This window comes from Thalassococcus sp. BH17M4-6 (assembly GCF_049323015.1).
Classification (GTDB): Bacteria; Pseudomonadota; Alphaproteobacteria; order Rhodobacterales; family Rhodobacteraceae; genus Puniceibacterium.
In genome coordinates this window covers 179,045-199,765 of sequence record NZ_JBMPGU010000004.1, presented here as the reverse complement: position 1 = coordinate 199,765, position 20,721 = coordinate 179,045, and the positions used below count along the sequence as shown (strand labels likewise).

The 20,721-nt window shown below is 67.0% G+C and carries 19 protein-coding genes and 1 tRNA gene; 11 read left to right on the top strand and 9 right to left on the bottom strand.

Annotated features, from left to right (window positions below; genetic code table 11):
- Positions 1 to 24 precede the first annotated feature (24 nt).
- Positions 25 to 1,281 (bottom strand): ABC transporter substrate-binding protein, encoded by a 1,257-nt coding sequence (locus tag ACOXXX_RS07825; protein WP_422826006.1) that lies wholly within the window; start codon positions 1,279 to 1,281, stop codon positions 25 to 27.
- Between the two features lie 38 nt (positions 1,282 to 1,319).
- Entirely contained in the window at positions 1,320 to 2,204 is an 885-nt protein-coding gene (locus tag ACOXXX_RS07820) for an N-acetylmuramic acid 6-phosphate etherase (RefSeq protein ID WP_422826005.1), read from the bottom strand.
- Positions 2,205 to 2,364: 160 nt separating this feature from the next.
- Between ACOXXX_RS07820 and ACOXXX_RS07815 the strand changes: the two genes are divergently transcribed.
- The 6 genes from ACOXXX_RS07815 to ACOXXX_RS07790 all read left to right on the top strand — a co-directional run bounded on the left by ACOXXX_RS07815 (position 2,365) and on the right by ACOXXX_RS07790 (position 8,762).
- Entirely contained in the window at positions 2,365 to 3,261 is an 897-nt protein-coding gene (locus tag ACOXXX_RS07815; protein WP_422826004.1) for a BadF/BadG/BcrA/BcrD ATPase family protein, read from the top strand.
- Positions 3,258 to 4,016 (top strand): GntR family transcriptional regulator, encoded by a 759-nt coding sequence (locus ACOXXX_RS07810; RefSeq protein WP_422826003.1) that lies wholly within the window; start codon positions 3,258 to 3,260, stop codon positions 4,014 to 4,016. The genes ACOXXX_RS07815 and ACOXXX_RS07810 overlap by 4 nt, the downstream gene beginning before the upstream one ends.
- Before the next feature lie 2 nt (positions 4,017 to 4,018).
- Positions 4,019 to 5,047 (top strand): SIS domain-containing protein, encoded by a 1,029-nt coding sequence (locus tag ACOXXX_RS07805; protein ID WP_422826002.1) that lies wholly within the window; start codon positions 4,019 to 4,021, stop codon positions 5,045 to 5,047.
- Positions 5,044 to 6,174: an N-acetylglucosamine-6-phosphate deacetylase gene (gene nagA, locus ACOXXX_RS07800; RefSeq protein WP_422826001.1), complete on the top strand. Its 1,131-nt coding sequence runs from the start codon at positions 5,044 to 5,046 to the stop codon at positions 6,172 to 6,174. The genes ACOXXX_RS07805 and nagA overlap by 4 nt, the downstream gene beginning before the upstream one ends.
- Before the next feature lie 98 nt (positions 6,175 to 6,272).
- Positions 6,273 to 8,003 carry an L-arabinonate dehydratase gene (gene araD / locus ACOXXX_RS07795; protein WP_422826000.1) on the top strand — a complete coding sequence of 577 codons (1,731 nt, stop codon included), beginning with the start codon at positions 6,273 to 6,275 and terminating at the stop codon, positions 8,001 to 8,003.
- A 72-nt stretch (positions 8,004 to 8,075) separates the two neighbouring features.
- Positions 8,076 to 8,762, top strand: a complete 687-nt coding sequence (locus tag ACOXXX_RS07790; RefSeq protein WP_422825999.1) for a D-lyxose/D-mannose family sugar isomerase — start codon at positions 8,076 to 8,078, stop codon at positions 8,760 to 8,762.
- Positions 8,763 to 8,809: 47 nt separating this feature from the next.
- On the opposite strand, the gene ACOXXX_RS07785 is transcribed toward ACOXXX_RS07790, so the two are convergent.
- The 5 genes from ACOXXX_RS07785 to ACOXXX_RS07765 form a co-directional block, all read right to left on the bottom strand.
- A tRNA-Gln gene (locus ACOXXX_RS07785) sits at positions 8,810 to 8,884 on the bottom strand.
- A 65-nt stretch (positions 8,885 to 8,949) separates the two neighbouring features.
- On the bottom strand, positions 8,950 to 10,248 hold the full coding sequence (locus ACOXXX_RS07780) for a mechanosensitive ion channel domain-containing protein (protein ID WP_422825998.1): 1,299 nt from the start codon (positions 10,246 to 10,248) through the stop codon (positions 8,950 to 8,952).
- A gap of 110 nt (positions 10,249 to 10,358) precedes the next feature.
- Positions 10,359 to 11,411, bottom strand: coding sequence for a diguanylate cyclase domain-containing protein (locus tag ACOXXX_RS07775; protein WP_422825997.1), 1,053 nt, complete (start codon positions 11,409 to 11,411; stop codon positions 10,359 to 10,361).
- Positions 11,408 to 12,028, bottom strand: a complete 621-nt coding sequence (locus tag ACOXXX_RS07770; RefSeq protein ID WP_422825996.1) for a heme NO-binding domain-containing protein — start codon at positions 12,026 to 12,028, stop codon at positions 11,408 to 11,410. Before ACOXXX_RS07770 ends, ACOXXX_RS07775 begins: the two co-directional genes overlap by 4 nt.
- Positions 12,029 to 12,094: 66 nt before the next feature.
- A complete protein-coding gene (locus tag ACOXXX_RS07765; RefSeq protein WP_422825995.1) occupies positions 12,095 to 13,831 on the bottom strand; it encodes a DUF4153 domain-containing protein in 1,737 nt (578 codons plus the stop codon).
- Positions 13,832 to 13,973: 142 nt separating this feature from the next.
- Between ACOXXX_RS07765 and ACOXXX_RS07760 the strand changes: the two genes are divergently transcribed.
- Both ACOXXX_RS07760 and ACOXXX_RS07755 read left to right on the top strand, forming a co-directional pair.
- The gene (locus ACOXXX_RS07760) at positions 13,974 to 14,483 is read left to right on the top strand and encodes a DUF2244 domain-containing protein (RefSeq protein ID WP_422825994.1); all 510 of its coding nucleotides are present in this window, start codon (positions 13,974 to 13,976) and stop codon (positions 14,481 to 14,483) included.
- The gene (locus tag ACOXXX_RS07755; protein WP_422825993.1) at positions 14,483 to 15,391 is read left to right on the top strand and encodes a hypothetical protein; all 909 of its coding nucleotides are present in this window, start codon (positions 14,483 to 14,485) and stop codon (positions 15,389 to 15,391) included. The genes ACOXXX_RS07760 and ACOXXX_RS07755 overlap by 1 nt, the downstream gene beginning before the upstream one ends.
- 101 nt (positions 15,392 to 15,492) lie before the next feature.
- Here the strand turns inward: ACOXXX_RS07755 and ACOXXX_RS07750 are convergent, their stop codons facing one another.
- Complete coding sequence (locus ACOXXX_RS07750) at positions 15,493 to 15,957, bottom strand: GatB/YqeY domain-containing protein (RefSeq protein ID WP_422825992.1); 465 nt, start codon at positions 15,955 to 15,957, stop codon at positions 15,493 to 15,495.
- 182 nt (positions 15,958 to 16,139) lie between these two features.
- Between ACOXXX_RS07750 and carA the strand changes: the two genes are divergently transcribed.
- Entirely contained in the window at positions 16,140 to 17,294 is a 1,155-nt protein-coding gene (carA, locus tag ACOXXX_RS07745) for a glutamine-hydrolyzing carbamoyl-phosphate synthase small subunit (protein ID WP_422825991.1), read from the top strand.
- A gap of 82 nt (positions 17,295 to 17,376) precedes the next feature.
- Positions 17,377 to 19,263, top strand: coding sequence for a glycosyltransferase (locus ACOXXX_RS07740; protein ID WP_422825990.1), 1,887 nt, complete (start codon positions 17,377 to 17,379; stop codon positions 19,261 to 19,263).
- Between the two features lie 29 nt (positions 19,264 to 19,292).
- Here the strand turns inward: ACOXXX_RS07740 and ACOXXX_RS07735 are convergent, their stop codons facing one another.
- The gene (locus ACOXXX_RS07735) at positions 19,293 to 19,943 is read right to left on the bottom strand and encodes a GntR family transcriptional regulator (RefSeq protein ID WP_422825989.1); all 651 of its coding nucleotides are present in this window, start codon (positions 19,941 to 19,943) and stop codon (positions 19,293 to 19,295) included.
- A 98-nt stretch (positions 19,944 to 20,041) separates the two neighbouring features.
- Between ACOXXX_RS07735 and ACOXXX_RS07730 the strand changes: the two genes are divergently transcribed.
- Complete coding sequence (locus ACOXXX_RS07730) at positions 20,042 to 20,686, top strand: pyrimidine 5'-nucleotidase (protein WP_422825988.1); 645 nt, start codon at positions 20,042 to 20,044, stop codon at positions 20,684 to 20,686.
- Positions 20,687 to 20,721 lie beyond the last annotated feature (35 nt).

Sequence of the window (20,721 nt, the reverse complement as noted above, 5' to 3'; positions counted from 1 at the left end):
CGCCCGATGCGTCAGGGCCGGTGCCTACTGCTGGGGTTCGTACCAGCTGGCCAGGCCGTTCTGCAGACGCTGGGCCGCCTCCTCGGGCGCCTCGTCGCCCTTGATCACCGCGACGCTGGCGTTCCAGGTGTCGTTTTCCAGGTTCGGCGTGCCGCGCGACAGGATCTGGTAGGTCGACCGGATCGAGCTTTCGCAGTCATCGCGCCAGGAAATGAACTCCTGCGCCAGCGGATCCTCGAGCGTCACCTCGGCATTGGACAGCGGGAAGAACCCCGGCAGCGCGTTGGCGAAGATGTTCGAGAATTCCGACGACGCCACCCAGTTGAGGAAGGTCCGCGCCGCCTCGGGATGCTCGGTCGCGGCGTTCATGCCGATGCCGATGTCGGTGTGATCCGAGATATAGCAGGTGTCGCCCGCGGCGGGCACCGGCGGGGGGAAGGCCCCCATGTCGAACAGCGCCTGCGCGTTGAAGCCCGAGATTTCCCAGCGGCCCGCCGGATAGATCGCCGCGCGACCGAGGGTAAAGATGTTCTGGCTGTCGGGATAGGTCTGCGCCTCAAAGCCGTCGCCCAGATAGTCGCCCCATTTGGCCAGTTGCCGGAACGGCGCGACCCAGGGCTCATCCGTCAGCTTCTGGTCGCCCGCGATCAGCGCGTTGCGCCCCTCTTCGCCCTTCCAGTAGTTCGGCCCGATGTTGTTGTACCCCATGGTGGCCGCTTCCCACTGATCGTTGGTGCCCATGGCCATCGGGATATAGCTGCCGTCTTCCTTGAATTTCTCGAGAACGGCAAAGAATTCCTCTCCGGTTTCCGGCACTTCGACGCCGACCTCTTCGAACGCTTCCTTGTTGTAGATGAAGCCGTGAATCACGCTGGCCATCGGCACACAGTAGGTTGCGCTGCCGTCGTCGGTGGACCAGCCGGATTTCGCCACATCCGAAAAGTTCGACATGCCTTCAAGATCGCTCAGATCGGTCAGGTGCCCCGCCTCGTACAGCGCCAGAGACGCGTCGAAGGGGCGGCAGGTGATGATGTCGCCCGCCGATCCGGCATCGAGCTTGGAGTTCAGCACGGCGTTGTATTCCGCCGGGGCCGAGGGGGTGAATTTCAGCGTGATGCCGGGATGTTCGGCCTCGAACGCGGGAATGATCTTGTCCTGCCAGATGGCCAGGTCGTCATTGCGCCAGCTTTCGATGACCAGTTCGGCATCCTGCGCACTGGCGGCGGTCGCGCCCAGCAGCGTCGTGGCCAGCAAGGTGCCTTTCAGTGTGATGTGTCTCATGGTTGGTTCCCTCTCTGTTATGGTGGTCGGTGTTATCGTCATGGCGTGGCCGCGGCATCCAGACAGTCGGGCAGCCGCCCGTTGTGTAGGGTCAGCAACTGCCGCGCCCGGTCGGGTGCAAGCCCCGTGGCAACAAGCGTGGCCAGCTTGGTGTCATGCCCGGTGCCCTCCAGGATATCCGCCGCGCGGTCGCGTGACACCCCCGCTATGCGCGCCACGATATCGGCGGCGCGGCGGCGCAGCTTCAGGTTTTCCGGCTTGAGGTTGACCATCAGCCCCGCGTGCACATGCCCCAGCAGAATGCCCGCCCGGGTCGAGATCAAGTTGAGCACGACCTTCTGCGCCGTGCCCGCGCCCAGCCGGGTGGAGCCGGCGACGACCTCTGCCCCCGTGGGCAGGCTGATCGCGACATCGGCGAGGTCCCCCAGCGGGGCCGTCGCCACGTTGAAAACGCTGACGATCCCCGCGCCGCCCGCGCGGGCGGCATGCGCAAAGGCCAGAGCATAAGGTGTGGTGCCGCTGGCGCTGACTAGGATCACGACATCGCCCGCCTGAACAGGGGCGGCATCGCGCAGCGCATGCCCTTCGTCATCTTCGGTATCGCCGGGCATGTGCCCATCGGCCGGAACGCCCCCCGCCATGCTGATGCGGATCTGTCCCTGCGCCACGCCGAAGGTGCCGGGGATTTCGCAGCCATCCGACAGCGCCATCAGGCCGGAACTGCCCGCCGCGGCGTAGTGCAGCACCGCGCCTTGCGACAGCGCCTTGGCCACCAGCTGCGCGGCACGTTCGATCGCGGGCAAGGCCTCCTCTACCGCCAGCAAGGCCGCCTTATGCGATGCGAGCATCGCGGACAGCGCATCCGACGCGGAAAGCGCGTCGATGGGCTGGCCCTGGCCGTCTGGTATATGCGGTTGCGTCACGTCGAATCCCCCTCGGTTCGACACCACAATACCGAAACAATACCTATTGTCTACCAATTTCTTTGAGACGCTAAATTGGCCGGTAAATAGCTGCGATTTCCGTGTTTTTGGCCTCAAATTGGGGCTTTCAACAGCCGTATTGGTATGATATAGGTATTTCATGAACATGATCGCAGCACACCTTATCCTGGGCATTGATGGCGGCGGCACCGGTTGCCGCGCGGCGCTGTGCGACCTTGCGGGCACGCCCCTGGGGCAGGCCAAAGGGGGCGCTGCGAACTATACCTCCGACCCCGCGGCCACCCTGACGCATGTCCGGCTCGCCGCGATGGAGGCGGCGGCGGATGCGGGCCTGACCAGTGACGTGCTGACGCGCTGCACCGCGCATGTGGGGCTGGCCGGGGTGATGACCGCCGCGGATCAGGCCGCCGTTGCCGCCGCCCTGCCCTTTGGCGCGATCACCGTGTCCGACGACCGGCTGACCACGGCCGTCGGCGCGTTGGGGCCGCGCGATGGCGCGCTGGCCGCTGTGGGCACCGGGTCCTTCGTCGCAGTGCGGCGCGGAGAGTCGATTCGCTACTTTGGCGGCTGGGGCCTGCGCGTCGGCGATCAGGCCTCGGGCGCATGGCTGGGACGCGGCGCGCTGGAGACCTGCCTGCTGGTGCACGACGGGCTGGCCCCGGGGAGCGACCTCATCCGCGATCTCATGGCGCATTTCGACAATGACCCGGTGCAGATCGTCAACTTTGCCCGCACCGCGCAGCCCCGCGATCACGCAGGGTTTGCCCGCCAGATCATCGACGCCGCCGCCGCAGGCGATGCGCACGGCCTGGCGCTGATGCAGGCCGGTGCTGCATATCTTGCCGACTGCTTCGCACAGGCCGATCTGCGCGACGGCGATGTCATCACGCTCAGCGGCGGCATCGGGCCGCATTACGCCAGCTACCTCGGCCCGGACCTCGGGCACCGGATCGCGCCGCCGCAGGGCACTGCTCTGGATGGCGCGGTGCGGCTGGCCCGTGACCTTGCAGCCCAACAAGGGAAAGATGCAGAATGACCGTCACCGAATTTCTGGCACCGCAGGACTGGTTCCGCCCCGACGGCGGTCCGCGCTATATCCAGCTGCGCCAGCGCATCAGCGATGGCGTGGCGCGCGGCATCCTGCCCCCGGGCAGCCCCCTGCCCCCCGAACGCGAAATCGCGTCGATCACCGAATTTTCCCGCGTCACCGTGCGCAAGGCGATCCAGGCCCTGGCCGAGGAAGGCACCATCGTGCAGAAACAGGGCTCCGGCTCGTTCATCTCATCGAAGCCCGAGCAGATCGAACAGAAACTGTCGCGCCTGACCTCGTTTTCCGAGGATATGGCGCGGCGCGGCAAATCCTCGACCTCGCGCTGGCTCGAACGCGGGCTTTTCATGCCCTCCCCGGATGAGATGACCTCCCTCGGTCTGTCGTCCGAGGATTCGGTGGCGCGGATCGTGCGGCTGCGGCTGGCGGATGGCGAACCCATCGCCATCGAACGCGCGTCGCTGCCAACCGACATCCTGCCCAATCCGCTCGCGGTCGAAACCTCGCTTTACGAAGTGCTGGAACGCGACGGGCACCGCCCCGTGCGGGCCTTGCAGAAAATCTCGGCCATCAACGTCGCCCCTGCCGACGCCGATCTGCTGATGATCGCGCCCGGTGACGCGGGCCTCAGGATCGAGCGGACGTCCTACCTCGCCTCGGGCCGGGTCGCGGAGTTTACCCAATCGCTCTATCGCGGCGACGCCTACAACTTTGTCGCCGAACTCAGACTGTCAAAGGAATAGCCATGTCAGACCAGACCCACATGCGCCGCGAAATCCTCGAAATTCCGTCGGCGGTCGACAATCTGCTGTCCCAGGGCGCGGATGCGATCAAGGCCGCCGCCGCAGCCCTGGCCAAGCGGGACCCGCTTTTCATGATCTCGGTCGCGCGCGGATCGTCCGACCACGCCGCCACCTATTTCAAATACGCCAGCGAACTGCTGACCGGCGTGCCGGTAGCATCGGTCGGCCCGTCCGTCGCGTCGATCTATGGCCGCACGCTGCGGCTGGAGCAAAGCGCCTGCCTGGCCGTGTCGCAATCGGGCAAAAGCCCCGATATCGTGCGCATGGCGCAGATGGCGGCAGAGCAAGGCGCGCTGAGCCTTGCGCTGACCAACCACACCGACAGCGATCTGGCGCGGGTCAGCACCCACACGCTGCACCTGCACGCGGGCGAGGAACGCAGCGTCGCCGCCACCAAGACCTTTGTCACCTCGGTCGTGTCGGCGATCTGGCTGCTGGCCGAATGGCAGCAGGATGCAGAGCTTCTCGCCGCGATCCACGCCCTGCCGCAAGTGTTGGACACCGCCGCCCGGCAGGACTGGGGTGCGCTGGTGGGTGAGGTCACGGCGAGCCCGTCGCTTTTCTGCCTGGGGCGCGGTCCGGCGCTTGCGATTTCGAACGAGGCGGCGCTCAAGTTCAAGGAAACCTGCCAGCTGCACGCAGAATCCTATTCCTCGGCCGAGGTGCTGCACGGGCCTGTGTCGATCGTCGCGCGCGGTTTTCCGGTGATCGCGCTGACGGCGGCGGATGCGGCAGAGGCGCCGCTGGTCGATGTGGCGGACCAGATGGCCGAAAAAGGGGCGAAGGTGTTTGTCACCTCGGACGCGGCGCGGCAGGCGACAGCCCTGCCGGTGGCGCGCAGCGCGCATCCGCTGACCGATCCGATCTCGCTCATCGTGTCGTTCTACGCCATGGTCGAAACCGTGGCGCGGGCGCGCGGGATCAACCCCGACACCCCGCGGCACCTGCGCAAAGTGACCGAAACCGTATGACCCGGCGCGCACTGACAGGGGCCGCGATCTTTGACGGCGACAGCCTGCGGCAGAGCCATGCCCTGCTGCTTGAGGGCGACATCTGTGCCGGGATCGTCGCGGCGAGCGACATCCCCGACGGATTTGAGGCCCAGGACATGCAGGGCGTCACGCTGCTGCCCGGCTTTGTCGATCTGCAGGTCAACGGCGGCGGCGGCGTCATGTTCAACGACGACACCAGCGCAGACGGCCTTGCCGCCATCGCCGCGGCACATGCCACCACCGGAACGCGGGCGCTGCTGCCCACGCTGATCACCGACACACCCGACCGCACCCGCGCGGCCATCGACGCCGCCGAAGCGGCCATTGAAAGGCGCGTGCCCGGCATCATCGGTTTGCACCTCGAAGGGCCGCACCTGTCGGTGGCGCGAAAGGGCGCGCATGACCCCGACCTGATCCGCCCGATGACGGTCGCGGACGAGGCGCTGCTGGCGGAAGCGGCGCAGCGCCTGCCCAACCTCATGGTGACGGTCGCACCCGAGAACGTGACCGCCGACCAAATCGCCCGACTCGCAGAGGCTGGGGTGATCGTGTCGCTGGGCCATACCGATTGCGGCATCGACGTCGCGCGCGCGGCCTTTGCGGCGGGGGCGGCCTGTGTCACGCATCTGTTCAACGCAATGAGCCAGCTGGGCAGCCGCGAACCCGGGCTGGTGGGCGCGGCGCTGACCACGCCCGGCGTATCCGCCGGTCTGATCGCTGACGGCATCCACGTGCACGCCGCGACGATCCGCGCCGCGCTCGACGCGAAACATGCCGAGGGGCGGATCTTTCTGGTGACCGACGCCATGTCGACTGTCGGCTCCGACATCACCGAATTCACGCTCAACGGTCGCCGCGTGCTGCGCCGGGACGGGCGGCTCACGCTGGAGAACGGCACGCTGGCGGGCGCGGATCTGGAGTTCTGCACCGCGCTGCGGGTGCTGACCGAGGATGTGGGCGTGCCGCAGGCCACCGCGTTCGCCATGGCCACGGACTGGCCCGCGCGGCTGTTGCGCCATCGAGGCGGCACCGGCCGGTTTCAGCCCGGGGAGGCTGCGCATGCGATCCGCCTCGACCCCGCGGGCCGCTATCTGGGCGCGGCCTGACCGGCCGCCATCGCGACGCTTGCGCCGATCCCGGGGCTGACCGAAGATCGGCCCCGGGGCGCCCCGCCCCGACCGATCGCCCGGCCAAGGAGACACCCATGCCCAAGACACCCCAAGACCTGCGCTCTGCCCGCTGGTTCGCGCCGGACGACCTGCGCTCCATGGGGCACCGGTCGCGGGCGATGCAGATGGGGCTGGACGGCGAGGACTGGGAAGGCAAGCCGGTCATCGCCATCATCAACACCTGGTCGGACCTGTCGCCCTGCCATCACCATCTGCGCGACCGCGCGGACTTCGTGAAAAAAGGCGTCTGGCAGGCGGGCGGCCTGCCGGTCGAACTGCCGGTGCATTCCTTCTCTGAGCAGTTCCTGAAACCGACCTCGATGCTCTACCGCAACATGGGCGCGCTCGAGGTCGAAGAGACGCTGCGCGCCCATCCTGTCGACGGCGCGGTGCTGCTGGGCGGGTGCGACAAATCCACCCCGGCGCTGGTCATGGGCGCGGTCAGCATGGGCCTGCCGTTCCTCTTCATGCCGGCAGGTGCGATGCTGCGCGGGCATTACGCGGGGCAAAAGCTGGGCTCGGGCACCGATGTCTGGAAATACTGGGACGAGCGCCGCGCGGGCACGATCGGCAAGGAAGAATGGATGGGCGTGCAGGGCGGGATCGCGCGCAGCTATGGCACCTGCATGACCATGGGCACCGCCAGCACGATGATGAGCATCGCCGACGGCTGGGGCCTGACCCTGCCCGGCGCATCGTCGATCCCCGCGCCGGATGCGGGGCACAAGCGCATGGCGGCCGCCTGCGGCCGCCGCGTGGTCGATATGGTGTGGGAAGACCTGACGCCGGACAAGATCATGACACCCGCCAGTACCCGCAACGCGGTCACGGTGGCGATGGCGACGGGCTGTTCCACCAATGCCATCATCCACCTCATCGCCATGGCCCGCCGCGCCGGGGTGAACCTGGGGCTGGACGATCTTGATGCCATCGGCCGCACGACCCCTGTGCTGGCCAACCTGCGCCCCTCGGGCAGCGAATACCTGATGGAAGATTTCTTTTACGCCGGCGGCCTGCCCGCCCTGATGAAAGAACTTGGCGACAAGCTCGACCTTTCCGTGCTGACGGTGAACGGGCATACCCTGGGCGACAACATCGCGGGGGCCGTGAATTACAATGACGACGTGATCCGCCCGCTGTCGAACCCGGTCTATCACGAAGGCTCCCTTGCGGTGCTGCGCGGCAACCTGGCCCCCGATGGCGCGGTGATCAAACCGGCGGCGATGGCACCGCGGTTTCAGCGGCATGTCGGCCCCGCCATCGTCGCCGACAGCTATGACGCGCTGAAAACCATCATCGACGACGAGGATTACCCGATGACGCCCGACCACGTCCTTGTCCTGCGCAATGCCGGGCCGCAGGGCGGTCCGGGGATGCCGGAATGGGGGATGATCCCGATGCCCCGTGCGCTGCTGAAACAGGGCCACCGCGACATGCTGCGGATGTCGGATGCACGGATGTCGGGCACCTCTTACGGCGCCTGCATCCTGCACATCGCGCCAGAGGCCTTTGTCGGCGGGCCGCTGGCTCTGCTGCAAACCGGCGACATGGTCGAGCTTGATGTCCCGGCACGCAGTCTCAACATGCGGGTCTCGGACGAAGAGCTGGCCGCCCGCCGCGCGGCATGGACGGCGCCCGCGCCGCGTTACGAACGCGGCTGGGGCTATGCCTTCAGCAAACACGTGGAACAGGCCGACAAGGGCTGCGATTTCGACTTTCTGCGCTCCGATTTCGGCGGCCCCGTGCCCGAGCCCGAAATCAACTGAACACGCACCCCGCCTTTACAGGCCCGCCCGCCATGGTCATAGAGTCCAGCGGAACACCGGGGGGGATTGAGCATGAAACGGTCAAGAATCAACGCGATCATGGCAGAGGCGCATGATCTCATCCGCACACACGGCTTTGTCCTGCCGCCTTTTGCCAACTGGTCGCCCGACACCTTTGCCGCCCGCAAGGACGCGGCCCGGCATGTGATCGACGCGCGCTGCGGCTGGGACATCACCGATTACGGCGCGGGCGCGTTCGACACGCTGGGCCTTTTCCTCTTTACCCTGCGCAACGGCCGGCTTGCGGATCTGCAGCGCGGCGGCGGCATGTGCTATGCCGAAAAGCTGCTGATTTCACGGCAGGACCAGCTCAGCCCGATGCACACCCATGTGATCAAGGCCGAGGACATCATCAACCGTGGCGGCGCGACGCTGGTGATCGAGCTTTACGGCTCGGACGATCAGGGCGGCTTTGCCGAGGACAAGGGCGGCACCGTGTACTGCGACGGCATCCGCGTCGACTATGCCCCGGGCGAGAAACTGAAGCTTGCGCCCGGCGAAAGCGTGACACTGATGCCCGGCGACTGGCATGCCTTCTGGGGCGAAGGCGGCGACGTGCTGATCGGCGAGGTGTCGACCGTCAACGACGACGAGACCGACAACATCTTTCGCGAACCCATCGGCCGTTTTTCCACCATCGAAGAAGACGTGCCCCCGACGCACCTGCTGGTCAGCGACTACGCCACATGGCTCGCGTAAGCAACGCCAATCGGCGAGGGCTATGAAGATCAGTAAAAGCAGGTGGTTGGCTGGGGTGGTAGGATTCGAACCTACGATACACGGTACCAAAAACCGATGCCTTACCGCTTGGCTACACCCCAACTGACCGGCTACTTACGCTGACAATTCGGGCGGATCAAGACCCGGATTTGCAAAAAAGGACGGGTTATTCCGATAGGGCCTTGTCGGTCAGAAGATCCTTGCGGGTGTTCTTGCGTTCGCCCTCGACCAACTCTTCCAACTGGTTCTCCATGTCGGCTGCCACGCTTTGCGCCGTCGTCGGCTGGACCGCGACGGGCGGCTTGTCCGCAGGCCGGTCCGAAGCAGGCTCTGCGCCGCCGGGGCCGAGGATGCGAAAGGTGGGTTCGGGCATTTCCACGCCCGCGTTCGTCAGCGCCGCCATGACCACGCGGATCGCCTCGCCCCGCGCGGCGACGTAGCTGCTTTCGTGCTGGGCGATCCAGGCGGTGCAGCGCAGCGTCACCGAACTGTCCTCCAGCGCTTCGATCCAGACGTTGGCCTTGGGCCGATCCAGCACGAAGGGCAGCGATTCGAGCGTGTCCTGCGCGATCTTCTGCGCCGCCATGAGGTCGGTGCCGTAAGCCACGCCAAAGTCGATGAGGAACCGGCGTTCGTCATTGCGGGTGTAATTCACGATCCGGCTCTTGAACACGGTGGCGTTGGGGATGCGGATGTGATTGCCGTCAAAGCTCAGCAGGATGGTCGCGCGGCTGGTCAGGCGGATGACATTGCCGATGTCGCCGCCGATCTCGATCGTGTCGTTGGGACGGAACGGCTGGCGGATCGACAGCATGATAGAGGCAATGAAATTTTCGACCGTGTCACGCACCGCGAAACCGATGGCCAGGCCGATGATCCCCGCCGCTCCCAGGATGGTCGACAGAAGCGCCGTGGCGTTGAGGATATCAAGCGCGACGACGATGCCCGCCACGAAGAACGTCAGCCGGATGATCTGCCGGTAGATGTCGGCGATAAAGGCGTTGGGGGCGAGCCGGTTCCACGGCCGCTTGAGCCGCGCCAGAAAGAAGCCCAACAGCACCACCGCCAGAAACGCCCCCAGCGCCACGCCCGCCAGCGGCAGGTAGGCCACAAGCTGCTGCATGCGCTTGCTGAACCGCTGCATCGCTGGGTTCAGCCGCTTGGCCACGTCGGTGGTTTCGCTCACCTCGTTTTCGATGGCGACGACGCCCTCGACCCGGCCCACCAGTTCGCTCAGCCGGGTGGCGGCGGGACCGTCAAGCGTGGTGCCGCGCAGGGTGACGATGCCGGAGCTGACGGTCACGGTCACGTCGTCGTAGCCGTCGAGCTGCGCGAGGATTTCGCGGATGCGGGTGGCGATGGCGGCGTCGCGTTCGGCGCTGTCCTCGATCCCGATGGTGCCGGTGGGTTGGCTGGTGTCCTGTGCCAGCGCCGGGCGGGCCACGGCGAATGCAATCAGGAGCAATGGAATCAACAGCAATAACCGGCGCATACGGGCCCTCGTTCATGGCACTGACGGCAGAATGAAAGCTGCCCGCGCCGGTCACAAGGAAAAACCGCGTGCAGCGGCGTGGTTCAACCGGGCCGCGTGCCCGGGGGCTCCGTGACGCCGGGTGCCTGGCGCGGCCCCGAAGACGAGGCCGGATCGCCCGGGTCCATCGCCATGCCCGGTTCAAAAAAGGTGTGGCGCCCCCGCCCTGCCCGCTTGGAGGTGTAAAGCGCCGCATCCGCCGCGGCCATCAGAGCCTCGGGCGTGGCGGCGGTGCCCGGCGCGCAGGCGATGCCGATGCTGCCCGAAATGCGGCAGGGCTGACCGCCGAAGTCCAGGGGCCGTTCCAGCCCGATGATGATTCGCGCCGCGATATCCGCCAGCGTCCGCCGGTCCTGCGCGCCATCGACGATCACCACGAATTCGTCGCCCCCCAGCCGCGCCGCGATGTCGTTCTGCCGGGTTTCGCCGGTCAGGATCTGCGCCACATTCTGCAGCACGAAATCGCCCGCGGCATGGCCCAGCCGGTCGTTCACCGCCTTGAAATAATCCAGATCGACATGCATCAGCGCAAAGGGGCGGCCCGCATCCGTCAGCCGCGCCAGCACGTGATCCAACGCCCGGCGGTTGCGCAGACCGGTCAGCGTGTCGGTAAAGGCCTGCTCTTCCGCCGCGATGCGCGCGCCCTGCAGCCGCAGGTTCAGCTTGCGCGATTCGGTCATCGCGGCATTCTGCGCCTCGACCAGGTACAGCATCTCGACCGCGAGGTCGGTGGGCGCGAAATCGGAACTGGTGAGGTCGAAACTGCGCACCGCATCGACCACGGCAAAGCCAAAGGACAGGTCCACGATCGCCCCGCCCGACGGATCTGGCACCAGCACGCCCTTGAGCTGCGTGCGCGGCGCATCGCGCAGCCGCAGGTGCAGCTTGCGGCCCGCGAGCGCCAACAACCCCGCCATGTCGGTGACGCCGCGCGGGCGCTGCACCTCGAACACCTCGAGAAACCGGCGGCCGTTAAGCTCCAGACCCGGCCGCAGCTTGCGCAGGGTCGGGCCGGTGTGCCGGATATGCCCGGTCGGCGACAAAAGCGCGTGCATCGGGCAGAGCTGCGCCAGCAGATCGGGCAGCGCCACGGTCATGTCGGCACCCCGCGCCGGTCGCGCGCGCTATCGCGCCCGGAATCGCCTAGCGCAAAGCTGCGCCCCTCGGCAAAGGCGGTGTCGATCACGGTGATCAGGATCAATTCGCCCGCGGCGCTGCGGCCCGCATGCTCCAGCATCACCAGGGTGCCGTAATCGTCGGCCATGGCGCGCAGGCCCCCCACCAGCACATGGCCAAAGCCGTCGACCGGGCCACGGCACAGCAGGCCGAATTCCTGTCCGGTGTGGTCCTGCAGTTCCAGGTCGGGCAGATGCAGATCGGGCACGGCCAGCCGCGCGCGGTCGGGCAGATCGTCGAGCGAATGCAGGAATTCGATGAAGTCCACCCCGCCAAACCGTAAGAGCCGCCGCAGCGCCTCGGTATTTGGGTGCGACACCAAGTAGGTGCCCGCATCCTCGAGCACCGTGGCGCGGGGTTTGTCCAGCACCGTCTCTGCCGCGGCAACCACGTCTTCGGTGATGGCCACATCGTAGTGCAGCATCGCCTCGAATTCCGCATGGGCCAGGCCCGCGCGCTGTGCCACCTGCCGCCAGCAGGCCGCGCCATAGGTGTCTGTCAGAAACCCCTGCAGCGTCTTGTTGACCAGTCCCAGCATACACGGCCCATCCCCAGTTACCGGGCGCAGACTGACATCGGCGGTCTTAACAGCCGACAAACATCTCTAATTTTCGGGATAAAAGCCGTGCGGGCCGACCTGCAGGACGGACACGCCCGCCGGTGCAATGCGGCCTTCGCCCCGGTGCAGCGCGCCGAGCACATCGGGGGTGAGGTTACTGGTCGTGCCGCCCAGCAGGTCCACCACAAAGCCGTCAACGCGCATCAGCCCGCCGCTTTGCACCAGCCCGCGCGTCTCGACCCAGCCGGCCCCGGTGTTCAGGATCAGCACCCCGCGCAGATCGGCGGCATCGTCCCCAAACCGCGCCAGCGCAAGAAAGCAGCCCGGCCCGTCGGGGACCGTGCGGCGGCAGGCGCGCAGCCAGTCCTGCAGATCGCGGTCCGGCAGTTCGGCCAGCATCTGCGGCGTCAGCGCCCCGCCGGACACCGGCAGCGCCTCGATCAGCGCGTCGCGCAGGGCGTCGCCGGTCAGCACCACATCGTCCGTCGGCGTGCCGACGCCGGTTTCCGCAATCCGCGCCGCCACCTCGGGCGTGTCGCGCAGGGCCTCGAGCACGTCGCGACCCGGGCGGCCCCAGTCCTCTCCCAGTTCGCGCAGCGGCAGGTCGGCCACCGGCAGCACCCCGTCGGCGAAGCGGGCCATCTGATCGCGCGCGGCGATGCGTTCAGGCACCAGAACCGGGCTGAGCCACAGCACGCTCAGCGCCACGATCAGCAGGGCCATGCCCACATTGGCGGCCCGGATGCGCCGTGCCCAAGGCCCACCGCGCAGGATCGCGATGCCATAGGCCAGCCCATAAGCGAGCTCCACCAGCGCCACGCTGAGGGCGATCAACCGCTGCGGTGTCCAGCCATACTGTCCCACCCGAATCGCGATGGCATAAAGCGCCAGCGCCGCCAGCAGCGGGATCACCAGCGCCAGCGCCTGCACCGACCGGCGCAGCCAGCCATCGTGCACCTCTTCGACCGGATCGCGGTCGATGGCGACGGTCACCAGCACGATGGCGGCGAGCCCAACGCTCAGCAACGTGCCGGCGGCCGAGAGCGAGCCGACGATATCGGACAGCCCGCTGAAGGGCAGCGCCAGCAGGAAGACCGCCACCACGCCCAAAACCACCGGCACGAACAGCCGCAGAAGCCGCAGCACAAGGTAGGGCGACAGGTAGTCGCGCATCTCGTGCACCACCGCGAGCGCCAGGCCGAAAACCGCGCCGGTCAGCAGCCAGGGCACCGCGTCGTGGCGCTGCAGCATGGCCAGAAGCCCGACCCGGACCAGTTGCAACAGCGCGTCCGACAGCAGGATCAGCCCCCAGAAGAGCGCGGTGAAGATCACCGCAGAGGCATAGCGGACAAGGATGCGCCAACTGAGCTCGAAGAGCGTGGGGTAATGCCGCCAGTCCGCCCGCGACCGCAGCGCGGCGGCGGCAAAGGGAGTTGCGACCAGCAGGATCAGCCCGGCGGCGGCCACGGGATAGCCCAGCCGTAGAAAGGCCGCGACATCGCTGTGCCGGTACGAGGCCCACCAGACCAGCAGCGCCACCCCCAGCGACACCGCCCCCGCGAAGGGCAGCGCCGGAGTGGCGCGCGCGGGGCCGACCAGTGCCAGAAGCATCGCGAAAAAGCCGAAGGCGAAGGTGGACAGGAGCAGATAGACATGCGGATCGGGCACCCATTCGCGGACCGGTTCGGGAAAAAGCCAGATCGCGAGACCGGCCAGCGCGCCAATGAGCGCGAGCACCGGACGCAGGGCGCGGTCGTGGGGCGTGGCTCGGGCTGCGGGCATTGCGGGCTCTCACTTCTGTCCGCCGCAGGATGACCCGGCAGCGCGATGGGGGCAAGCGGGCTTGCCCTGGCGGCACGCGGTCCGGCCCTGCGGCAAATTCCCCTTCGACACCCCCGGTGCGAATGCTAGAACAGGGGTCACGATGCCGTATAACTGGACCTATCCGACCTCTGCCCCATCGCAGGAATTGCAGCTTTGGCCCCACCAGTCATTGCCGCCGCGCGGCTTTGCGGCCTTTATCCTGGCAACCTTCACGCTGGCGACGATCCCGCTGTATGCGCTGCTGGGCACCGCCCTGTTGTGGGGGCTGCTGCCCTTTGTCCTGCTGGCGCTGTCGGGTGTCTACTACGCCTTGCGCCGCAATGACCGAGACCGGCAGATCCTCGAGGTGCTGACGCTGACACCCGAGGACGTGCGCCTGGTGCGTCACAACCCGCGCGGCGGGAACCAGGAATGGCAGTGCAACACCTACTGGACCAAGCTTGCCATGCACGAAGACGGCGGCCCGGTGCCGCATTACGTGACCCTGTCCGGCGCGGGCCGCGAGGTCGAGATCGGCGCCTTTCTGTCCGAGGAGGAACGCAAGGCGCTTTACAGCGATCTGTCCGACCGGCTGCGCATGGCCACAGCCCGCCTGCAGCCGCAGGGCTGATGGTGCAAGCCCCCGCCTCGTCCAAGCTGAAACGCGCGGCGCTGCTGGCGGCAACAGCGGTTGTCGGTCCCCGCATCGCACGCCGGGGAGAGGCGTTGGTCGCCTCCGAACGGGCCGCCCTTGACCTGCGCGCCGCCCTCCCCGCATCCCGGCCACGGGCCGAAACCGTGACCTTTCTGATCCCGCTGGTCGGCCCCGACGATGTCGGCGACTGGGACGTTGTGACCGCGCGGCTGGGCCAGACACTGCAAAGCCTGCTGGATCAGGACGACCCGCGCTGGCGGGCTGTCATCGCGTGCCAGCACACCCCGCCCCTGCCCGACAATCCGCGCATCACCCACCTGCCCTTTGACGACCCCACCCCCGGCAACGACAAATGGCGCAAGCTCGCAGCGCTTTGTGATCACCTGCCCCGGCTGGACCTGCCGCCGGGCTATGTCATGAGCTTTGATGCCGACGATCTGCTGCGCCAGGGCACGGTGGCGGAAATGCTGAACCGTCAGGCCAAGGGCGGATACCTGGTGCAGGCCGGGTTCGTGATGGACCACGCAACGGGTGCCGTGGCACTGGCCGATGCGCCGGGGCTGGCCGCGCCGCTGCGCAAACCGTTCTGGAAGCTCTGCGGATCCTGTGCCGCGCTCTTTCACGACCCCGCCCTGCCCGAAAGCGCCGCTTTCCTGCGCGCGATGACCGCGCATGAGCACCGGATGTTTCCCTATCTCGCCAGGCTCGCCGGGCTGCGGCTGAGCGCCCTGCACAGGCCATCGGTGCTTTACGTGCTGAACCATGGCGAGAATTTCGGCGCGCGGCGCGGCCGGGTCGGGTTCAAGACGCGGTTCGTGGAGCGGTTCCGGATCAGCGATCCGGCTACCCTGTCGGCCATTGCGGCGGAGTTTCCGGCCCCCTGAACGCGGGGGGCCAGAACCCGCGCCAGACGACCGACCAGGCATAAAAAGGGCGGCGGTCCCTCCCAAAACCGCCGCCCGGGGGCACCGAACAGGCCACAGGCTCAGCCGTTAGACAGGCGATCCTTGACCATCGGCCCGACACTGCCGAAGTCCATTTGTCCGGTGTATTTCGCCTTGAGCACGCCCATCACGCGGCCCATGTCGCGGATCGACTCTGCGCCGACCTCGGCCACGGCGCTGTCCACGGCCTTGGCGACCTCGTCGTCGGACAGCCGTTTGGGCAGAAACTCCTCGATCACATCGATCTCGGCCAGTTCGCGTTCGGCCAGGTCAAGCCTGCCGCCCTCTTCGTAGGTGCGCGCGCTCTCGCGCCGCTGCTTGACCATTTTTCCAAGGATCGCAAGCACTTCGTCGTCGCTGACCCCGTCGTCGTTGCCATCGGCACGGGCCGCGATATCGCGGTCCTTGATGGCGGCGTTGATCAGACGCACGGTCGACAGCCGATCGGACGCCTTGTCCCGCATCGCCTGCTTCATCGCCGTATTGATCCGCGTTCGCAATTCCATTCGATCCCCATTCATGGTGTGCGCGAACCCGGACACTACTCAAAAGCGCGGGCCTGTGCAACTGCGCCGCATCTAGGGCAAGTCATTGATTTGAAAAGATATCGCAAAACGGGACTCCCCTTGACCCTGCATCGCTGCGGCCTTACGTTCCGGCAGATTTTGCCCCAGAAAGGACTCGCCCCATGCCCGGTCAGGACAGCCCCAAGCCCACCGCCTGCCTCGCCCTTGCCGACGGGACGATCTTTTACGGCCAGGGGTTCGGCGCCACCGGCGACACGGTGGCAGAGCTTTGTTTCAACACCGCCATGTCCGGCTACCAGGAGATCATGACCGATCCGTCCTATGCCGGGCAGATCGTGACCTTTACCTTTCCCCATATCGGCAATGTCGGCGTGAACCCGGACGACGACGAAACCGGCGATCCGGTGGCCGAGGGCATGGTCGTCAAATGGATGCCGACGCAATCGTCGAACTGGCGCGCGGTTCAGGAACTGGGCGACTGGTTGGCGGCGCGCGGGCGGATCGCCATCGGCGGCATCGACACGCGGCGGCTGACCCGCGCGATTCGCCAGCAGGGCGCGCCGCATGTGGCGCTCAGCCATGATCCCGACGGCAATTTCGACATCGACGCGCTGGTAAAGAAGGCGCGCGCCTTTCCGGGCCTCACCGGCCTGGACCTCGCGCGCGGCGTGACCTGCGCGCAAAGCTACAGCTGGGATGAAATGCGGTGGGCCTGGCCCGAAGGCTACACCCGCCAGACCGCCGCCAAACACAAGGTTGTCGCCATCGACTACGGCGCCAAGCGCAATATCCTGCGCTGCCTCGCCTCGGCCGGGTGCGACGTGACCGTGATGCCCGCCACCGCGACCGCCGAAGAGGTGCTGGCCCGCAACCCCGACGGCGTGTTCCTATCCAACGGCCCGGGCGACCCGGCGGCCACCGGCGCATATGCCGTACCGATGATCCGCGATCTGCTCGACCGGACCAGCCTGCCGATCTTCGGCATCTGCCTGGGGCATCAGATGCTGGCGCTGGCGCTTGGCGCGCGCACGATCAAAATGAACCACGGCCATCACGGCGCCAACCACCCGGTCAAGGAGGTCGAGACCGGCAAGGTCGAAATCACCTCGATGAACCACGGCTTCGCCGTCGACAGCCAGACCCTGCCGACCGGCGTGCTGGAAACCCATGTGTCGCTTTTCGATGGGTCGAACTGTGGGATTCGCATGGCCGACCGGCCGGTTTTCTCGGTTCAGCACCACCCTGAGGCGAGCCCGGGACCGCAGGACAGCTTCTATCTTTTCGAACGATTCGCGAACACAATGGCAACAGCCTGAGTATTCACGCCTGACGGGCCGGAATTAAGCAAATCTTAACCTCGCGCACGCCGAATCCTCCTGTCATTCAGGGGGAACGGCGATGCGGGCACCGCGTCTTGATCGGAAAAACATGCACCTGGCGCAGGCCGCGTCGCCCCGCGTTCAGCCGCTGGGCCGGGTGCTGATGTCGCAAGGCGCGCTGGCCCCGGGGGCGCTGGTGTCGGCACTGGCCGCGGCCCGGACGGCGGAAGCGCCACTCGACCGCGTCGTTCTGGCCGAAGATCTGGCCTCACCCGCCGATGTCCTCAGGGCGCAGGCCTTGCACTGGGGCGCCATGGCGCTGGACCGTGGCGCGACCCCGCCGGACCCTGCGCTTGCGGATCTGCTGCCGCCCGATCTGTGCCTGGCACATGCGATCCTGCCCTGGACGCGCCTTGGCGACACGCTGGTCATCGCCACCGCCCGGCCCGAGCTTTTCGACGATCTGCGTCAGACGCTGCCGAACCATCTTGGCCCGGTGATCATGGCGCTGGCGACAGAGGCGGACATTCACGCGGAAATCGCGGCCCGGCATGCCCCCGCGCTGTGCCATTCGGCGGAAAACTGGGTCCGCTCGGATGAAAGCTGCCGCGACATCAACGCGCTGACACCGGGGCGGATGGCTTTGGGCCTGGCCTTTGCGCTTCTGTGCCTGGGCCTGTTGGCGCTTGCCCCCACGATGTTCTTCGCCGCGGTCGTGGCGCTCGCCACGCTGTCGCTTGTCTGCGCGCAGACGCTCAAGATCGCGGCGCTTTTCGCCAGCCGCACGCCGTCGCCGACGCCCCCGCCCCTGACCGACCTGCCCCGGCCAACCGTGTCGCTGCTGGTGCCTTTGTTCCGCGAGGAAAACATCGCAGGCGCCTTGGTCAAGCGCCTGGAACGGCTGCATTATCCGCGCGCGCGGCTGGATGTGGTGCTGATCCTCGAGGCGGCGGACCAGCAGACCCGCGCGGCGCTGCAGCACGCGCAGCTGCCACCCTGGATGCGGGTGGTCGAAGTGCCCGCCGGGCAGGTCACCACCAAACCGCGGGCGCTGAACTACGCCCTGAAATTCTGTCGCGGCGAGGTGATCGGTATCTACGACGCCGAAGACGCTCCTGCCCCTGACCAGATCGAACGGATCGTGACGCATTTCAGCCGCGCGCCGCCGCAGGTCGCCTGCCTGCAAGGGATTCTCGACTTCTACAACCCGCGCGCCAACTGGCTGTCGCGGTGTTTTGCCATTGAGTACGCAACCTGGTTCCGCATCCTGCTGCCCGGTCTGGTCCGGCTGGGCTTTGCCATCCCGCTGGGCGGCACCACGGTGTTCTTCCGCCGCACGGCGTTGGAGCATGTGCGCGGCTGGGATGCGCACAACGTGACCGAAGACGCCGACCTGGGCATGCGGCTGGCGCGCTACGGCTACCGGACCGAGGTTGTCGCCACCGTCACCCGCGAAGAGGCGAACAACCGCGCGTGGCCCTGGATCCGGCAGCGCTCGCGCTGGCTGAAGGGCTACATGATGACCTACCTCGTGCAGATGCGCCGCCCCGGGCGGCTGTGGCGCGACCTTGGGGCCCGGCAGTTCCTGGGCTTTCAGATCCTGTTCCTGACGACCATCCTGCAATTCACCCTCGCCCCCGCGCTCTGGTCCTTCTGGCTGGTGCTGTTCGGGGTCTGGCATCCGCTGAGCGATCTCTGGGGCCCCGCAACACTTGCGGCGGTCCTGGCGCTTTTCCTGATGTCGGAGGCGGTGTCGGTCCTGCTCTCCATCGCTGCCGTGGCCCGCAGCCCGCATCAAGGCCTGCTGATCTGGGTGCCGACGCTGCTGCTCTATTTCCCGCTGGGGATCGTCGCCGCCTACAAGGCGCTGATCGAGATGGTTCTGAAACCCTTCTACTGGGACAAGACCAGCCACGGCCGGTCAGAGCCCGATACGCCCGGCGCGGAAACGCCAGAGGCTGAATAGCGCCTCAACCAAAACCTGAGGACTGCCGCCTACCCCACTGCTTTCGCGTGAGAATCAAGCTTCAATCGCGTCACGAAGGCGACCGAGATATGATCGCGCAGCGCGCTGTAGGCCGCATCCTCGTCGCGCTTGGAAATCGCATCGACAATCGCCTGATGTTCGGCCAGCGCGATCTCTCCACGCCCCTGCGCGGCCAGCGACGTGGTCGCCATCAGCGCCATGGACCGGTGCACGAGGTCCAGCTGCTGCACCAGATAGCGGTTGTGCGACGCCAGATGAATCTGCTTGTGGAACCGCCGGTTGGCGCGGGCCAGCGCCGACGGATCGCCCAGCAATGCGCGGTCTTCCTCGACCATGTCCTGCAGCACCTGCGCCTCTTCCTCTGTGGCGTGGCGCGCGGCCAAGCGCGCCGCCAAACCCTCAAGCTCGGTCCGGACCACGTAAAGCTCGGCCATCTGGTTGTGGTCGAGCGACGCCACGATCAGCGACCGCCCGTCGCGGGTCAGCAGGGATTGGGTTTCGAGCCGCTGCAACGCCTCGCGGATGGGGGTGCGTGACACGCCGAACCGGTCGGCCAGGTCGCTTTCCACCAGCCGGTCGCCGGGGCGAAAGGTGCCGACGTCGATCGCATCAAGGATCAGCGTATAGGCATCCTTTTGCTGTGGCTTGATCTGGTTCATGCAGCACTCCCCCCGCTTTGCCGCAGGATAGACGCAGCGCGCGCCCGCAAGCAAGCGGCGCCATTGCCGCGACGGGCGCGCTGCTCTAGCTAGGGCGCATGGTAAAAGCGGCTTTCGATCACGTCCGGCACTGGGTCTTCGACCTCGACAACACTCTGTACCCGCCCGCTGTGCGGCTTTTCGACCAGATCGAGGTGCGGATGACCCGGTTCGTCATGCAGGCGCTCGGGGTGGATCACGACCGCGCCGATCATCTGCGCACCCACTACTGGCAGACCTACGGCACGACGCTGGCGGGGCTGATGCGCGAACACGGTGTCGATCCCGGGCCCTATCTGCACGACGTGCACGACATATCGTTCGACGCGCTGCAGCCCGATCCGCATCTGGCGGAGCTGATCCGGGGCCTGCCGGGGCGCAAGATCGTCTATACCAACGGCACAGCACCTTACGCGGCGCAGGTGCTGCGGGCGCGCGGTCTGGAGGCCGCGTTCGACGCGATCTATGGCGTCGAACACGCGGATTTCGCGCCCAAACCCGAACGCGCGGCGTTCGAGGCGGTGTTCGCCCGCGACGGCACCGACACACGCCGCGCCGCGATGTTCGAGGATGACATGCGCAACCTCGCCGCGCCCCATGCAATGGGCATGCGCACGGTGCACGTGGCACCGCAGGCGCAGGCCGCCCCACATATCCATCACCACACCGACGACCTGGCGGCGTTCCTGGCCCGGCTGACCTGACCTGCGGCGCTTGGCCCCGGTGCAGTCGGCGGTAG

Coding starts and splice junctions, on each gene's coding strand:
- ACOXXX_RS07825 (WP_422826006.1), bottom strand. CDS start 1,281: ATGAGACACATCACACTGAAAGGCACCTTGCTGGCCACGACGCTGCTG.
- ACOXXX_RS07815 (WP_422826004.1), top strand. CDS start 2,365: ATGAACATGATCGCAGCACACCTTATCCTGGGCATTGATGGCGGCGGC.
- ACOXXX_RS07810 (WP_422826003.1), top strand. CDS start 3,258: ATGACCGTCACCGAATTTCTGGCACCGCAGGACTGGTTCCGCCCCGAC.
- ACOXXX_RS07805 (WP_422826002.1), top strand. CDS start 4,019: ATGTCAGACCAGACCCACATGCGCCGCGAAATCCTCGAAATTCCGTCG.
- nagA (WP_422826001.1), top strand. CDS start 5,044: ATGACCCGGCGCGCACTGACAGGGGCCGCGATCTTTGACGGCGACAGC.
- araD (WP_422826000.1), top strand. CDS start 6,273: ATGCCCAAGACACCCCAAGACCTGCGCTCTGCCCGCTGGTTCGCGCCG.
- ACOXXX_RS07790 (WP_422825999.1), top strand. CDS start 8,076: ATGAAACGGTCAAGAATCAACGCGATCATGGCAGAGGCGCATGATCTC.
- ACOXXX_RS07775 (WP_422825997.1), bottom strand. CDS start 11,411: ATGACCGTGGCGCTGCCCGATCTGCTGGCGCAGCTCTGCCCGATGCAC.
- ACOXXX_RS07770 (WP_422825996.1), bottom strand. CDS start 12,028: ATGCTGGGACTGGTCAACAAGACGCTGCAGGGGTTTCTGACAGACACC.
- ACOXXX_RS07765 (WP_422825995.1), bottom strand. CDS start 13,831: ATGCCCGCAGCCCGAGCCACGCCCCACGACCGCGCCCTGCGTCCGGTG.
- ACOXXX_RS07760 (WP_422825994.1), top strand. CDS start 13,974: ATGCCGTATAACTGGACCTATCCGACCTCTGCCCCATCGCAGGAATTG.
- ACOXXX_RS07755 (WP_422825993.1), top strand. CDS start 14,483: ATGGTGCAAGCCCCCGCCTCGTCCAAGCTGAAACGCGCGGCGCTGCTG.
- ACOXXX_RS07750 (WP_422825992.1), bottom strand. CDS start 15,957: ATGGAATTGCGAACGCGGATCAATACGGCGATGAAGCAGGCGATGCGG.
- carA (WP_422825991.1), top strand. CDS start 16,140: ATGCCCGGTCAGGACAGCCCCAAGCCCACCGCCTGCCTCGCCCTTGCC.
- ACOXXX_RS07740 (WP_422825990.1), top strand. CDS start 17,377: ATGCGGGCACCGCGTCTTGATCGGAAAAACATGCACCTGGCGCAGGCC.
- ACOXXX_RS07735 (WP_422825989.1), bottom strand. CDS start 19,943: ATGAACCAGATCAAGCCACAGCAAAAGGATGCCTATACGCTGATCCTT.
- ACOXXX_RS07730 (WP_422825988.1), top strand. CDS start 20,042: ATGGTAAAAGCGGCTTTCGATCACGTCCGGCACTGGGTCTTCGACCTC.